The 13,844-nt window shown below is 53.1% G+C and carries 12 protein-coding genes; 7 read left to right on the top strand and 5 right to left on the bottom strand.

Translation table 11 applies throughout. The features are described 5' to 3' along the window. Positions 1 to 193 precede the first annotated feature (193 nt). Genes G497_RS0102840 through G497_RS16395 form a run of 4 tightly spaced genes read left to right on the top strand, consistent with a single transcriptional unit; the run spans position 194 to position 2,914 of the window. Positions 194 to 667 carry a hypothetical protein gene (locus G497_RS0102840; RefSeq protein WP_051257768.1) on the top strand — a complete coding sequence of 158 codons (474 nt, stop codon included), beginning with the start codon at positions 194 to 196 and terminating at the stop codon, positions 665 to 667. Positions 668 to 720: 53 nt separating this feature from the next. Further along, entirely contained in the window at positions 721 to 1,410 is a 690-nt protein-coding gene (gene cbiM / locus G497_RS0102835) for a cobalt transporter CbiM (protein ID WP_027187013.1), read from the top strand. Continuing rightward, positions 1,401 to 2,180 carry an energy-coupling factor transporter transmembrane component T family protein gene (locus G497_RS18875; protein ID WP_051257766.1) on the top strand — a complete coding sequence of 260 codons (780 nt, stop codon included), beginning with the start codon at positions 1,401 to 1,403 and terminating at the stop codon, positions 2,178 to 2,180. The genes cbiM and G497_RS18875 overlap by 10 nt, the downstream gene beginning before the upstream one ends. 20 nt (positions 2,181 to 2,200) lie before the next feature. Then, complete coding sequence (locus G497_RS16395) at positions 2,201 to 2,914, top strand: energy-coupling factor ABC transporter ATP-binding protein (RefSeq protein ID WP_169726961.1); 714 nt, start codon at positions 2,201 to 2,203, stop codon at positions 2,912 to 2,914. Between the two features lie 266 nt (positions 2,915 to 3,180). Here the strand turns inward: G497_RS16395 and G497_RS0102820 are convergent, their stop codons facing one another. Beyond that, positions 3,181 to 4,650, bottom strand: a complete 1,470-nt coding sequence (locus G497_RS0102820; RefSeq protein ID WP_084515937.1) for an MFS transporter — start codon at positions 4,648 to 4,650, stop codon at positions 3,181 to 3,183. A 650-nt stretch (positions 4,651 to 5,300) separates the two neighbouring features. Here G497_RS0102820 and dctA point away from each other — a divergent pair. Beyond that, on the top strand, positions 5,301 to 6,587 hold the full coding sequence (gene dctA / locus G497_RS0102815; protein WP_027187011.1) for a C4-dicarboxylate transporter DctA: 1,287 nt from the start codon (positions 5,301 to 5,303) through the stop codon (positions 6,585 to 6,587). Between the two features lie 185 nt (positions 6,588 to 6,772). On the opposite strand, the gene lepB is transcribed toward dctA, so the two are convergent. From lepB to G497_RS0102800, 3 genes are all read right to left on the bottom strand, one after another. Next, positions 6,773 to 7,393 (bottom strand): signal peptidase I, encoded by a 621-nt coding sequence (lepB, locus tag G497_RS0102810; protein WP_051257765.1) that lies wholly within the window; start codon positions 7,391 to 7,393, stop codon positions 6,773 to 6,775. Next, positions 7,393 to 9,198: a translation elongation factor 4 gene (gene lepA / locus G497_RS0102805; RefSeq protein WP_027187009.1), complete on the bottom strand. Its 1,806-nt coding sequence runs from the start codon at positions 9,196 to 9,198 to the stop codon at positions 7,393 to 7,395. Before lepA ends, lepB begins: the two co-directional genes overlap by 1 nt. Before the next feature lie 451 nt (positions 9,199 to 9,649). Continuing rightward, positions 9,650 to 9,994 (bottom strand): Hpt domain-containing protein, encoded by a 345-nt coding sequence (locus G497_RS0102800; protein WP_169726960.1) that lies wholly within the window; start codon positions 9,992 to 9,994, stop codon positions 9,650 to 9,652. A gap of 479 nt (positions 9,995 to 10,473) precedes the next feature. Here G497_RS0102800 and G497_RS16390 point away from each other — a divergent pair, with 479 nt between their 5' ends. Further along, complete coding sequence (locus tag G497_RS16390; protein ID WP_084515935.1) at positions 10,474 to 11,028, top strand: RrF2 family transcriptional regulator; 555 nt, start codon at positions 10,474 to 10,476, stop codon at positions 11,026 to 11,028. A 415-nt stretch (positions 11,029 to 11,443) separates the two neighbouring features. Here G497_RS16390 and G497_RS0102790 read toward each other — a convergent pair whose 3' ends face one another. After that, on the bottom strand, positions 11,444 to 12,958 hold the full coding sequence (locus G497_RS0102790) for a flagellar hook protein FlgE (protein ID WP_027187007.1): 1,515 nt from the start codon (positions 12,956 to 12,958) through the stop codon (positions 11,444 to 11,446). Between the two features lie 323 nt (positions 12,959 to 13,281). On the opposite strand from G497_RS0102790, the gene G497_RS19625 reads away from it, so the two are divergent. Continuing rightward, positions 13,282 to 13,731, top strand: coding sequence for a hypothetical protein (locus G497_RS19625; RefSeq protein WP_084515930.1), 450 nt, complete (start codon positions 13,282 to 13,284; stop codon positions 13,729 to 13,731). The last annotated feature ends 113 nt before the right edge of the window (positions 13,732 to 13,844 follow it).

Raw genomic sequence — 13,844 nt, 5'->3', positions numbered from 1 at the left:
CGTCCTGGGCCTCGGCCTTCGGTTCTTGCCCTGTGGGCAATTCCCAATTGTGCTTTCAGCACAATTGTCCTCTTGGAACCCGCATCAGCGTTCACCTTTCCGCATTGCGGAAAGGTGAACGCAACTGGGGGTCAAGGGGCGTCACGCCCCTTGCAGGGGGGGGACAGCGTCCCCCAATATAAAAAGGAAAATCATGCGCATAGTTCTTCTTACCTGCCTGCTGCTGGCGGGCTGGGGCAGCCCGGTGCAGGCCCACGGCCTTGGCTGGCAAAGCGACCCTGCCCCTGCCATGGTGGTGCTGTTTACCTATGCCGGGGGCGAACCCATGGCCTATGCCAGCATCAAGGTGTTTGCCCCTAACGAGGCAGAAGTAGAATACCAGAACGCCCACACAGACAAAACCGGGCGTTTTGCCATTGTACCGGGGGCGGCAGGCCCATGGCGCATTGTGGCAGATGACGGCATGGGGCACCGCCAGGAAGCGGTGTTGGATGTTGCCGCGCCACAAGCGGCCTCTGGTGCTTCCGCCAACATGACAACACCCCCGCAGACCTCAAGCACGGGCACCTCTTTTGTGCTGCGCCTGGCCCTGGGCCTGAGCGTGCTGGGCAATATTTTCTGTGGGTTGTATGGACTGCGCAAACGCAAGAACGAAGTGCTACAGTAAACCAATGACCGTCAAAAGTGCTCCTTAAACCGACGGAACCGCGAGCTATCCTTATGCACATCCATGAAGGAGTCCTCCACCCCGCCGTGCTTGCTGCGGGGTGGGCCATAACCGCCGGGGGGCTCAGCCTTGGCCTGAAGCGCCTGCCCACTGAGCGCATTATGCATGCCGCCCTGCTGGCAGCAGGTTTTTTTGTGGCCTCCTTCATCCATTTTTCTGTGGGCGCTGTGAACATTCACCTTACCCTTAACGCACTTGTGGGGCTGTTTTTGGGGTGGGGGGCGTTTCCTGTAATTTTTACAGGCCTGTTGCTGCAAGCCCTGCTGTTTAACTATGGCGGCCTTACGGTGCTGGGGGTAAACACAGCGGTTATGGCCATGCCTGCCGTGCTGTTTGGCCTGGCTCTGCACCGCTGGCTTGCGGCGCGCAACACGCCAGCTACAGTCGCCCTTGCAGCGCAGGAAGCACCGTCACCCTCAGCCCCTTCTGCACGGCCTTGCATTACTGTGCCAGCGCTGCCTGTGGTGGTGGCTGTGGTGGCAACGCTGCTGTGTTCCAACCTGCTGTATGTGTTGGCCCTTGCTGCCAGCGGTAAAGAATTTTACCCCATTGCCCGTGTTGCTTTTGTAGCCTCCCTCCCCCTTATGGCGGTGGAAGCCCCCATAACCTTGCTTGTGCTGCGTAGCATAGCCAAAGCACGGCCTGCGGCCTTTACCCTGGGCAAGCAAACACCATGTCTGTAAACCCCACCACAGCCCCCCTGAAACCAACTGCCACCGTGGCAGGGTCCCCGGCCAGAATCCACCCCGCTGTGCACGTTGCGGGGTTGTTTGTGTGCAGTCTGGCCCTTTCCTTTACCCACACCCTGTGGGCCGCGGCCTATGCCCTGGCTGTGAGCCTGCCCCTGCCCTTTCTGAAAGGGCTGCCCTGGCGCACGGTGCTGGGCCGCATGGCCCTTGGCAACCTGTTTGTGCTGTTCATATGGTTGACCATGCCCTTTACCCTTGGGCAGCACCCTGTGGCCACTTTGCCCTTTGGGCTTGCGGTATACGCCGAAGGCCTGACCAAAAGCCTGCTGCTTACCCTGAAAATTAATTGCCTGCTGGCCTTGGGCCTTGCGTTTTTACACACCGCTTCGGTGCATGAAACGGCAAAAGCCCTTGCCACCCTTGGGGTGCCGCATAAGCTCACCCTGTTGCTTTTGCTTACCGCACGCCACATGCACAGCCTGTGGGCCAGTTACCGCACCGTGTGTAATGCCGCCGCCCTGCGGGGGTTTACCCCTTGCCTGCGGCTGCGCAAATTGCCAAAATTTGCCGCCCTTGTTACGTTTGTGTTGCTCAAAAGCCTGGAACGGGCAGACAATGTTGATGCTGCCATGCGCCTGCGCGGGTTCACGGGCGCTTTCCCTGCCCCCCTGTTTGCCCCTGCAAAACAACACGTGGTCCGTGGCGTGGTGGCTTATGGCCTGGCCCTGGTAGGGTTGTTGGTTATTGAACACCTGGCACCATGAATACCGTAAGGAATACCCCCATGCACATGCCCAATTGCCATGGCACCTCCCTAATGCCCCCACTTTTGCGGGTGGAAGGCTTGCACTTTGCGTACCCTGGGGAGCCTGCCCTGTTGTGTAATGCATGCTTCAGCCTGGATGCCGGGCAGAAACTTGGTTTGCTGGGGGACAACGCCGCAGGCAAAAGCACGTTGTTCCACCTGATAACAGGCCTGCTGGCCCCCACAGCAGGCACAGTGGCCCTGCATGGCACACCATGCACCACCAATGCCCATGTGGCTGCTGTGCGGCGTACCGTGGGCTATTTGCTGCAAAATTCCGACGAACAGCTTTTTTGTGAATCTGTGCTGGAAGATGTCGCCTTTGCCCCGCAAAATTATGGCCTGCCCCCGGCCCAGGCTGTGGAAAAAGCACAGCAGGCCTTAGAGGCCTGCGGCATTGCCCACTTACAGGACAAAAGCGTGTACGCCCTTTCCGGCGGGGAAAAAAAACTGGTGGCCTTGGCAGGTATTCTGGCCCAGGAACCAGAGGCCCTGCTCCTGGACGAACCCACCAACATGCTGGACACCCGCACCCGCCAACGCCTGATAGACATTCTGCACACCCTGCCCCAGGCCATGCTGGTTGTTTCCCACGACACGCCCTTCCTGCACGCCCTGTGCAGCGGCTTCCTTAGCCTGGAAAACGGCCAAACCACCACTATGCCCCCGTTCCACCAGCACCAACTGGCATAACCGCAGTTCTTGCCTACCAATTTCGAATACATAACCGCCCCCTGCGTGCCGAGGCACACAGGGGGCGGTTATTATAGTCGGAATGAATTCTATTGATTTATTGGGGGACGCTGTCCCCCAGCCCCTGCAAGGGACGTGACGCCCCTTGACCCCCATTAGCGCTCAGCCTTCCGCTTTGCGGAAAGCTGAGCGCAAAGGAGGGGTTCCAAGGGCATCATGCTCTTGGCGGTGGGGTTTGGGGAGGCAGAGCCTCCCTTAAAGAAATCCTATTTAATATCTTCAAGGCTGCGCCCCCCAGTCCGTTCACCCATAAAGGCAATAATCAGGATGGGAGCAGCGAACAGCACGGCGGCGGAGTTGAACAGGGCCGGAATATCGTAGTTTATGCCGTTAACCGCACCGCCAAATGTGGCAAGGATGGTGGGAATGAGCAAGTTGGAGCCGGAAACGGAAAGCCGGGCAACGGCGTTGTGTGTGCCTGTGGCGGTGTTGCGCATACGGGTGGGGTACGATTCCGCCGTGTAGCTGAACACCATGAAGCTGATTGCCATGTTGAACACGCTGAGTAAAAAGCCACACAGGGCCACAAAGTACACATGCTCTGCAAACACGCCAAACAGGTAGGCACATAGGGCAGAAAGACCCAAGCAACACATGATGGGTATTTTGCGCCCCCCTTTGTCGGCAATAACAGAAGCAAGGTAGCACCCTGCGGGTACACCACAGCTGATAATGGTCATAATGGTGAGCATGGTGGCCTGGTCGTACACCATCAGGGCTTTGCCTGCTGCGTCTGCCATGGGGGCTTTGGTAATGGGGTCAAGCTGGGGAATGGAAGCCAGAAGTTTGCCTGTCCAACTGGTAAACATGAAGCCCGCAGGCACAGTGGTAACAAACACCATAAATAAGACAACGGTGCGCTTGATATAGGCAGGGGAAAGCATGTCCAGCATGTTGCGCCCCGCGTTGGTGGGGGCAGGCACATTTTTAGCCATGGCTGAAAGGTCAATGTTCTGGTGGGTTACGCGCTGTACCACGGCTTCCGCTTCTGCCAGGCGACCCTGGGCCACAAGCCAGCGGGGGGATTCCGGTAAATATTTAAGGGCCAGGAAAAAGCCGAACATGCCGGTGCCGCCAATGTAGAAAATTAACCGCCATGCTTGCGGGGAAAGGGGCACAATAATGCGGCACAAAAAGGCAATAACAGGTACAGCCATAAAGCCCACAGCCGCAACAAGCCCCTGCCATTTGCCGCGCGATTCTGCCGGGGACATTTCCGCAATGTAGGCCTGGGAGCACACCATAAGGCAGAATACCCCAAACCCTGTTAGGGCACGGCTTGCCACAAACAGCTCGAAGCTGGCAATGGGCAGCCCGTTAATAACGGAACAGGAGGAGAACATGACAATGGCAATAAGGAACGTTTTGCGCCGCCCGATAATGTCGGAAATAATGCCGCCCAGGAACCCGCCGGAAGTCATGCCAATGAAGTACCAGAAGATAATGGAGGCCATGGCCTGGTTGGAAGCGGCCTTGTCCAGCCCCCAGGAAGCAAATACGGCTGGGGCAATAAAGCCGAAGTTCCAGTTGTCCATTTGTTCAAAAAAGTACGCCAGCATGAGAATAAAGAACACTGCCTTGTGCATGCCTGTAACGGCAAGACCATCGAAATAATTATTTGGCTTCCTTCCTGCGGCTGTGGCAGAACCCACAGCGCCATTTTCCATGGTAGACATAATGCCTCCTTACTGCAAAACATGGTGCGCGTTCCCTGGACCAAAGTCACTTTGAGTATACCCATTCTCAAAGTGTAAGCCGCGCGTACTTCGGCGCTTAACAGCGCAAATAAAGTGCGCTTACGCTTACGTAGCGGGTAGATGCTTCCGCATTTACCAGAGCATTTTTACCTTTGAACAATGCTCTTTCCAGGCTGCCAGGGCAACAGGTTTAATTATTCACAAGCGTCCTCCATGTGCCATAAAAATACTGTCACTTTTGTAACATTTTTTGCATTGGGTCATAAACTAGAAACAACAGGGGCTAGACATTTTTGTCTGGCTCCCCTCACGTTATGGAAGAGTATTGCACAATTGAAATTTTTGCACGTTGCAAGGCAACAAAATATAGTGAAGTGTCCAGATATGGTCAGTAATGCCCTAATACGGTCATATGGCCCTTCGTAATCAATGGTGAATGTGGATGAAATTTGAATATATATCTAGGCCGACAGTCGTGGCATATTAATTGCAAGTTATTTTTTTAACTTAACATTTTTCTTGGAATTAATTTTTACACGGGGGGTGTTTTGGTGTACTAAGCTTGTCCTATATTCTAAACAGGTGATTAAATTCTGTTAACCTGTAACTCTTTAGTCAGCAAGGGTATTGTGCGTAAGAAAGCATTTTATAGCACTTTGTACTTTCAGGTTATTGTAGGTTTGATGTTGGGTGTTCTCGTTGGCTATATCAATCCTGCGTTGGGGATATCTCTTAAGCCATTGGGCGACGGCTTCATCAATCTTATTAAGATGATCATTACCCCTGTGATATTTTGCACAGTCTCTGTTGGCATTGCTGGCATGGAAAACCTGAAGGCGGTTGGCCGGGTTGGTGGCAAAACGTTGCTGTATTTTGAAGTTATCACAACGCTGGCTCTTGTTATCGGCTTGGTGGTAGTGAATGTTGTTCAGCCTGGTGCTGGCATCAATGCTGATCCAGCGTCCATGGATATGGGGAGTATTGCGAACTACACAAGTGTGAAGTCGCAGACCACCATGGAATTCATCATGGGCATTATCCCCAAGAGTGCAGTTGGTGCCTTCGCTGATGGTAACCTATTACAAGTGCTGCTTTTTTCTGTTCTTTTTGGTGTTAGCATGTCTGCTATGGGTGAGAAGGGCAAACCAATTCTGGCGACCCTTGAACGCTTTGGACAAGCCCTGCTGGGAATTGTCAACCTGGTAATGAAGCTTGCCCCCATTGGCGCTTTCGGTGCCATCGGCTTTACCATAGGGAAATACGGTATTGGTACGTTGTCCCAACTGGCCCAGCTTGTTGCCTGTTTTTATCTCACCAGCATTCTTTTTATCATCGTTGTCCTGGGTTCTGTTTGTTGGTGGTCAGGAATTAGCCTTTGGAAACTGCTTCGTTATATCAAGGAAGAAATCCTCATCACTTTAGGCACTGCCAGCACTGAATCTGTTTTGCCCCATATGATGGAAAAGCTTGAAGCATTAGGCTGCACCCGACCCATCGTCGGGCTGGTCCTGCCCACGGGGTATTCATTTAACCTGGACGGTGCGGCGATTTACCTGACAATGTCATCAATGTTCATTGCCCAAGCTATGAATATCCACATTGACTTAGAACACCAACTGCTACTTCTTGGCATCTTGCTGCTCACCTCCAAGGGCGGAGCGGGCGTTGCTGGTGCGGCCTTAATTGCATTGACTGCCACGTTGCAGGCCCACCCGGTTATTCCTGTGGCTGGTGTAACGCTGGTAATTGGCATTGACCGCATAATGAATGAAGTGCGCGCCGTGACCAACCTTATTGGCAATACCGTGGCTACCGTGGCCATAGCCAAATGGGAAGGCGTGCTCGACATTGACCGTGCCCACCGTGTATTAAACGGCGAAATTGATGTTGAAGCGCAACTGGAAGGCAACCAGTAGTAGCATTCGCCCTTATTCGCTATTCTGTGGCTGCTTGATAATGCCCGTGATATTGTTTGAACAGTATCACGGGCGTTTTGAGTGAGAAGAAAGCACTACCCCCTGCTGCCTCCCTCTTACAAACAAAAAAAGGCCACCGCATTCCTGCGGTGGCCTTCCTTATTTCCGTGCTTTTATAAAAGCAACTAATACAAACTCTTTCCAATTCTATTCCAGCGGATATCAAACCAGTTCTGGCTGGACCAGAAAATCATTTGGGCTTTGCCGCGAATGACGGATTTCTCTACAAACCCCCATTCCCGCGAATCTGCCGAGTTGTCCCGGTTGTCGCCCATAACAAACACGTGGCCTTCCGGCACAGTGACCGGGGCCATGTTGTCGCGCCAGCCCGGAATAATATTGGGGTCGCCGTGGCGAATGTAGCTTTCCAGCACAGGCTTGCCGTTACGTAAAAGTTGCTTGTTGCGCACTTCCATTACATCGCCTGGCAAACCCACCACGCGCTTGATGTAATCAAGGTCGGGGTCTTTGGGGTACGGGAAAACAATAATGTCGCCCAGTTCCGGCTGCCCGGTGCTCACCAGTTCTTTTTCCACAAAGGGCACATGAATACCGTAGCTGTATTTGGTGACAAAAATGCGGTCACCCACCTGCAATGTGCTCAGCATGGATTCAGAGGGAATGATGTATGGCTGTACCACGAAGGTGCGTATAACCAGCGCAATAAGCAGGGCCACCCCAATAATCTTGAAAAATTCCAAAAATGTCTGGAATGGTGTTTGATAAAGCCCGTTGCCTTCACCCATTAATCATCTCCTACAGTAAGGGCTGCCAAGAACGCTTCCTGCGGCAATTCCACGTTGCCCATGCGTTTCATGCGTTTTTTCCCTTCCTTCTGTTTTTCCAGCAGTTTACGTTTTCTGGTAATGTCACCGCCATAGCATTTTGCGGTGACGTTTTTGCCAAGGGGCGCGTTGCGTTCCCTGGCAATAACTTTGTTGCCAATGGCGGCCTGAATAATTACCTCAAACAGTTGGCGCGGAATGGTGCGCTTAAGCTTCAGGGCAATGGAGCGCCCCAGGGAGTAGGCCTTGTCGCGGTGAACAATAACCGCCAGGGCGTCTACCGGGTCGCTATTAATGAGCATGTCCAGCTTCACCAGGTTGGCGGGCTGGTAGTCAATAAATTCGTAATCCATTGAGGCATAGCCCTTGGTGGAAGACTTGAGCCTGTCGAAAAAGTCATACACAATTTCGGCAAAGGGCAGTTCATAAGTCAAAATTACCCGTGTTGCTGTTAAATAGCGTATGTCTTTCTGGCTGCCGCGTTTTTCGTCGCACAGGCGCATAACGTTGCCCACATACTCGTTGGGTACATGCACTTCCATGCGCACATAGGGCTCATAAAATTCTGTAATGCGGCCTGGGTCTGGCAGTTTTGCCGGGTTGGCCACATGGTGTGTTTTGCCGTCTGTGGTGACCACCCGGTAAATAACAGAAGGGGCCGTGGCAATAAGTTCCATTTGGAACTCGCGCTCCAGGCGTTCCTGAATAATTTCCATGTGCAACAAGCCCAGAAAACCGCAGCGAAAGCCAAACCCAAGAGCCTGGGAGGTTTCCGGCTCGTAGGAAAAAGCCGCATCGTTGAGCTGCAATTTTTCCAGGGCCGCCTTCAGGCCTTCATAGTCGGAACTGTCTGTGGGGTACAACCCGCAGAACACCATGGCCTGCACGTCTTTAAACCCGTCCACGGCAGAGCTTGCCGGGCGGGCGGCATGGGTAATGGTGTCGCCCACGCGGGCGTCGCCCAGGCTTTTAATGTTGCCGCAAAAAAAGCCCACCTCGCCTGCGCTTAGCTGGTCAATGTCCAAAGCATCCGGGGAAAAAACACCAAGGCGCAGCACGTCATGCTCTACCCCGGTGGAAAACAGGCGAATTTTATCGCCCTTTTTGATGGTGCCGTCCATAATGCGGAACAACACCATAACCCCTTGGTAACTGTCGTACCAGGAGTCAAAAATAAGGGCTTTCAAGGGGGCTTCGGGGTCACCTTCCGGGGCGGGCAGGCGCGCCACAATGGCTTCCAGCACGGCAGGCACCCCAAGGCCGGTTTTGGCGCTAATGGGCAGTGCGTCGGTGCAGTCCAGGCCAATACATTCCTCAATTTCCGTCTTAACCTTTTCCACGTCGGCGCTGGCTAAATCCACCTTGTTCAAAATGGGAATAATTTCGTGGTTGTGGTCCAGGGCAAGGTATACGTTGGCCAGGGTCTGGGCTTCCACCCCCTGGGAGGCATCCACCACCAGCAAGGCACCTTCACAGGCAGCAAGGGAGCGGGAAACTTCGTAGTTGAAGTCCACGTGGCCAGGGGTGTCGATAAGGTTGAGCACATACTCCTTGCCATTGTCTGCCGTGTAAGGAATGCGCACTGTTTGGGCTTTAATGGTAATGCCCCGCTCACGCTCAATGTCCATACGGTCCAGGTACTGGGCACGCTTGTCTCTTTCGTTCACAAGCTTGGTGCATTCCAGTATTCTGTCTGCAAGGGTAGACTTGCCATGGTCAATGTGGGCTATGATGCTGAAATTACGTATGTGTTCCTGCCTGGGCATGAAAATTCCTTGCAATAACAACGCGACTGGCGCGGGAAAGGGGGGTGCATGTGCGGCCTTTTTTTCATGGGCACGCTTGGTACGCGTACAAAATAAAGACTATTGCAAAAAAGTCTTTATGCGGCTTCCCGCAGGGAAGACGCTCCAAAAAGCACGAATAAGGGAATTTCATTTTCCCTGTAAAATGAGTGCTTTTTGTGACTTTGGTCATACTTCTCTCTGCGCGGCAAAGGGGAATATGCCGAAAAAGCACGCAAAACGCAGTTTTGCCATGGCCTTAAATAGACAAAAACAGCCTAAAAGTCCAGTAACGCCAAAGAGCCCATAACAGGGCTATGCACATGCGCCTTGGAACGTATTGAAATACAATGCTATCCGGGCCAGACAGTATTGATCGGAATACTCGAAGCTTCGTTCTTTCGCAGGGAAGAACCGGGCCGCAGCCAAAATGCTATTCAGCAAGAAGCGCGTCTATGGCCTTTTGTGCGGTGGCAAGTTCCTGGCGTGCCGTGGCAAACAGCCCAGGCAGCGCTTCTGTGTTGCCCTGCCTGCAGGCCGCTTCCAGTTCTGCACAGGCAGCACGGGCAATTTCTGCCCCAACAGTGGCAGCACTTCCCTTAAAGGAATGGGCCATGCGGGTGGCTTCTTCCATGCTGCCCTTTTCCAGGGCTTCGGCCAGGGCAGCCACATCCGGCACTACCCTTTCAGAAAAATAGCGGGCAATTTCAAGGTAAATTTCTTTATCGCCCATACGCTCCACAGCAGAAGCAACATCAAGAACAGGAGAGTCAACCATGCACCACCACACCATTTTCAATTAAATTTTTATCCAGCAAAATACCTTTCGGCAAGGTACCTTTTTTGGCCTGCTTCCCAAGCCCAGGCCAACAAACACAACAGCTAACACCCGGCCTAGCTATCTCAAAAAGAAATAGCAATATTACTACTTTTTGAGTATGATTTAAGTAAGTGTATATAAGAGCAGGGGAGCAAGGGAAGAGCTAGGCTACATTAATTTATTTATACTCGCCTTCCAAAACAATAGCAATGGCCCATTTTTCTTGCATAAAGAGCTTGTGATAATTGTTGCAAGCTAGCTAAAATGACGCTATATGAAGCACTAAGACAGTCCACATGGGCTGTTTTCATGAAAGACAGAAGTTTTGGCCTATTTTGGCGAATGTGCCTGCTTACTTTTATGACATGTAACATACCATACGTTTGGGCACGCCCAAGGCCATAACACTAGGGCTTGCCTTTGTTGAGGAGGATGCAATGAAACTTTCTGCCAGGGCACGTTATGCCGCCAGGATATTGCTGGAACTTGCCCGTAATGCACCAAAGAATGAACCACTTTCTGCTTCCACCCTTTCCTACCAAACGGGTGTTTCTGTGCAGTTTGTGGAGCAAATTTTAAAGCCCCTGAAGCAAAAGGGCCTTACCATGAGTGTGCGCGGCGCAGCCGGTGGCCACAAACTGGCAAAGCCTGCTTCAGACATTTCTTTAGGTGAAGTTGTGCGCATTATGGAAGATGGCATTCAGTTAACAGTATGCTGCGGTGAAAAAGCCAATTCCTGCCCGCGCAAGTCTGGCTGCCTTACTCGTAAGGCCTGGCTGCATGTTTCCCGCACCCTGGAGCAAGAACTGGATGCCATTAGCATTGAGCGCCTGCTGCATGAGGACGCCATATGCCTGAATGACAACGACCCCCCCGCCAAAGCCAAGCGCAGTGCTGCCCGTGCCATTCCGGCGGTGCAAAGCGCCCCCAAGCGCGTTCCGGCAAAAACGGGCCTGCGTAAAGTGAAGGGGTTGGCCCGGGCTGCCCGGTAAACCACAGTATTCTTCTCTTGTGGATTCTTTGGGTTCTCGCGCCCAGTATGCCATGCAGTGCCTTCACCGTGTGGTCTTTCTCCGCTCCTGTGGCAGGGGATATGCTTCGGTGGCGTAACTACCTGCGCCCTCGCTCCACGGCTCGCTACGCTTGCGACTGCCGTCTACCTTTTTCCGTTCGGGCTGCGTGGAAATGCACAGTCAGCAAAGCTGCCTGTGGCCTGCGCCCTCGCTCCACGGCTTGCTACGCTTGCGACTGGCGTTAGGGTAGTGAACATACGTCATATAAAAAGTGCTGAATTTTTTTCGTTTGGCAAGGCGCAAACGTATTTTACGGGAGGGCTGGACTCTTCAGTCCTGCCCTCCCGTAAAATACGTGCAGCAACGCCGCCAAACAAAAAAAGACAGCACTTTTTTAGCGTTTGAGCTCAAGCGCCTTCTGAATCATCTGATCAGAGGTCGTCACTATCTTGCTGTTCATTTGGAAGCCGCGCTGGGTAATAATCATTTGGGTAAACTCCCGCGCATAGTCCACGTTGGACTGTTCAATGCTGCGCTGGGCCAGGGTGCCGTAGTTTTCTTTGCCAGGAATGCCTTCCTGCGCCTCACCGGAGTCTTCGGTGGCTGCAAAGTGGTTGCCCCCCTCCTTGCGCAGGCCATCCTGGCTGGTAAAGCGGTACAGCACCAATCTGGCAAGTTCCAGGGTCTGGTTGTTGCTATACACACCTTTTACCATGCCGTCTTCGCCAATGGTCACATCGCGCAGGTAGCCTTCACCAAAGCCGTCGGTGTTTTGGCTACGGCTTGCCGGGCTGTTGCCCCAGGCTGTGGTTACCATTTGCTGGCGTGTGGCCCCGTTAATGGGGGTAGCAAGTTTGCTGGCATTGGTGGCGGCATCCGCAGCAGAGGCAAGCCCTTGTGAGGCGTTACCCGGCAAACGTAAGCCAAAATCCAGCCCCACGCGTTGCTCACCGGCATCTTTAACGTTGGCAGAAAATTCGGGCATGCCGTTTTTTACGCCAGCGGGCAACCATGCCGCAAGGTCAGCCGGGCTACCCCCTGCTGGCGGGGTGAAGGCTGAAAGGCCCTGCATAGTGCCACCAGAATCAAACGTGATGGTGCCTGCCATAAGCAGCCCGGCGCTTTCAGTGCCAGCGCGGGAAGAGCCATCCAGGGCAGGGTCCATGGCAATCATATATTCCACAATATTCATGCCATCTACGGTGTCTGCTCTATCGTAATAAATGGTGGCTTTCTGGCGGTTGCCTGCGGCATCATAAAATTCTATGGGTTCAGAATAGCTGAACTGCCCAACACCCAGGGGTGGGTTGCTGGTGCCGTTCCATGAAGCGGCCATGGCAAAAAATGGATTGCCTGCTTGCTGGGCTTTGTCTTGCAAGCCGCCAAGCTGGGAAACGCTTTGTACCCAGGAACTGGCCTGCCCCGGCGTGTAACCAATGCCCCCTGTACTATTGCTGAAATCCAGCGTGATGGGAGAAGCGGAGCCTGCTTCATTGCCATTTTTATCAATGGTTCTGCCAAGTACTGTCCAGCCGCTGGGGTCTACCAGCTCGCCTTCCATGGTGAAGCGAAAGTTGCCAGCCCGGGTGTATTCGGTTTTGCCATCTTTGGAGACACCGAAAAACCCTTTGCCCTGAATGGCCACGTCTGTGTTGGCGCTGCCAGGCTGGAACGCCCCTTGGGTAAACAGGGTACGGTCCATGCTAATGGCACTGCCCATGCCCTTTTGCGAAATATTGGTTATGTTGTTGGAATCTGCCGTAACAAACGAACTCACCAGGTCTTGGTACAAGGCCATGGATTGCTTAAACCCAATGGTGTTGACGTTGGAAAGGTTGTTTCCCACAACACCCATACCTTCCCCAAACGCCTTCATGCCTGTGGCGCCGATAAACATTGAACTCATCATAACGAATAAACCCCCTCGGTTTATAGCCATTTGCCATGAACGCACTGTACGTTGCACAAAACGCATGTGCCGTGCCCGCGCAGCGCTGCCAGCAGGAAAAAAATTCCCTGCACCTCTGGTTAAGCAGAAAACGTGCCATGGCAAACCCTTCCGGCGTACAGCCCGTGTGCAATTTCTTGCACACTTGTGCAAAAATAGACATCACACGCCGTGTATGTTTCAAATTGCCCTTTATTTTATTCACTTTATTAAATGGCACGCTTTTCGCTTATACGGTGTATGGTGTATGTCTCATTCAAAAATCATGTAAGGAGCCTACAGAAATGATGAAAAACAAATCGCTTATTTTTGCCCTTGGCCTGCTTGTGCTTGCCTTAGCTGTGCCTGCCCTGGCAGCAGAAACCAAAGCCCCTGCCACTGAAGAAGCGCGCCAGCAGCGCTATGAAGAACTGTATGCCGAATATGAGCGTGCCGTTATGCCCCTGCACGACAAATTTATTGCCAAAACACAAGAATTTCAGGCTATCAAGCAGCTTCCTAATACCACCAAGGAAGACATTGCCAAAGTGCTGGAAGAAACCACTGCCCTGAAAGGCCAAATGCGTGAGGCAGCTCAGGCATTTTCTGCCAAGCTGGAAAAAGAAGGCTTTGGCGCTTACCGTGGCTTCCATGGTGGCATGAAGCAATCCCGCCGGGGCGGTTGCCCACAGGCTGATGCTGCCCCTTGCGAGGGGTATAGGGGTGGGCATGGTGCCCCATGTGGCAACTATTAAACCGTTCGGGCGTCGTATAAATGCACAGTCAGCAAAGCTGCCTTGTGCCCTCCGCCCTCACTCCACGGCTCGCTACGCTCGCGACTGCCGTCTACCTTTTCCGTTCGGGCTGC

This window comes from Desulfovibrio cuneatus DSM 11391, assembly GCF_000430005.1.
Lineage (GTDB): Bacteria > Desulfobacterota > Desulfovibrionia > Desulfovibrionales > Desulfovibrionaceae > Frigididesulfovibrio > Frigididesulfovibrio cuneatus.
This window is presented reverse-complemented; position numbering and strand designations above follow the sequence as displayed.

Bases quoted from the DNA above. Each gene is read 5' to 3' on its own strand.
- G497_RS16395 (WP_169726961.1), top strand. From the start codon at position 2,201: ATGCACATGCCCAATTGCCATGGCACCTCCCTAATGCCCCCACTTTTG.
- G497_RS0102840 (WP_051257768.1), top strand. From the start codon at position 194: ATGCGCATAGTTCTTCTTACCTGCCTGCTGCTGGCGGGCTGGGGCAGC.
- G497_RS0102790 (WP_027187007.1), bottom strand. From the start codon at position 12,958: ATGATGAGTTCAATGTTTATCGGCGCCACAGGCATGAAGGCGTTTGGG.
- G497_RS16390 (WP_084515935.1), top strand. From the start codon at position 10,474: ATGAAACTTTCTGCCAGGGCACGTTATGCCGCCAGGATATTGCTGGAA.
- G497_RS0102820 (WP_084515937.1), bottom strand. From the start codon at position 4,650: ATGTCTACCATGGAAAATGGCGCTGTGGGTTCTGCCACAGCCGCAGGA.
- cbiM (WP_027187013.1), top strand. From the start codon at position 721: ATGCACATCCATGAAGGAGTCCTCCACCCCGCCGTGCTTGCTGCGGGG.
- G497_RS19625 (WP_084515930.1), top strand. From the start codon at position 13,282: ATGATGAAAAACAAATCGCTTATTTTTGCCCTTGGCCTGCTTGTGCTT.
- lepA (WP_027187009.1), bottom strand. From the start codon at position 9,198: ATGCCCAGGCAGGAACACATACGTAATTTCAGCATCATAGCCCACATT.
- lepB (WP_051257765.1), bottom strand. From the start codon at position 7,393: ATGGGTGAAGGCAACGGGCTTTATCAAACACCATTCCAGACATTTTTG.
- G497_RS18875 (WP_051257766.1), top strand. From the start codon at position 1,401: ATGTCTGTAAACCCCACCACAGCCCCCCTGAAACCAACTGCCACCGTG.
- G497_RS0102800 (WP_169726960.1), bottom strand. From the start codon at position 9,994: ATGGTTGACTCTCCTGTTCTTGATGTTGCTTCTGCTGTGGAGCGTATG.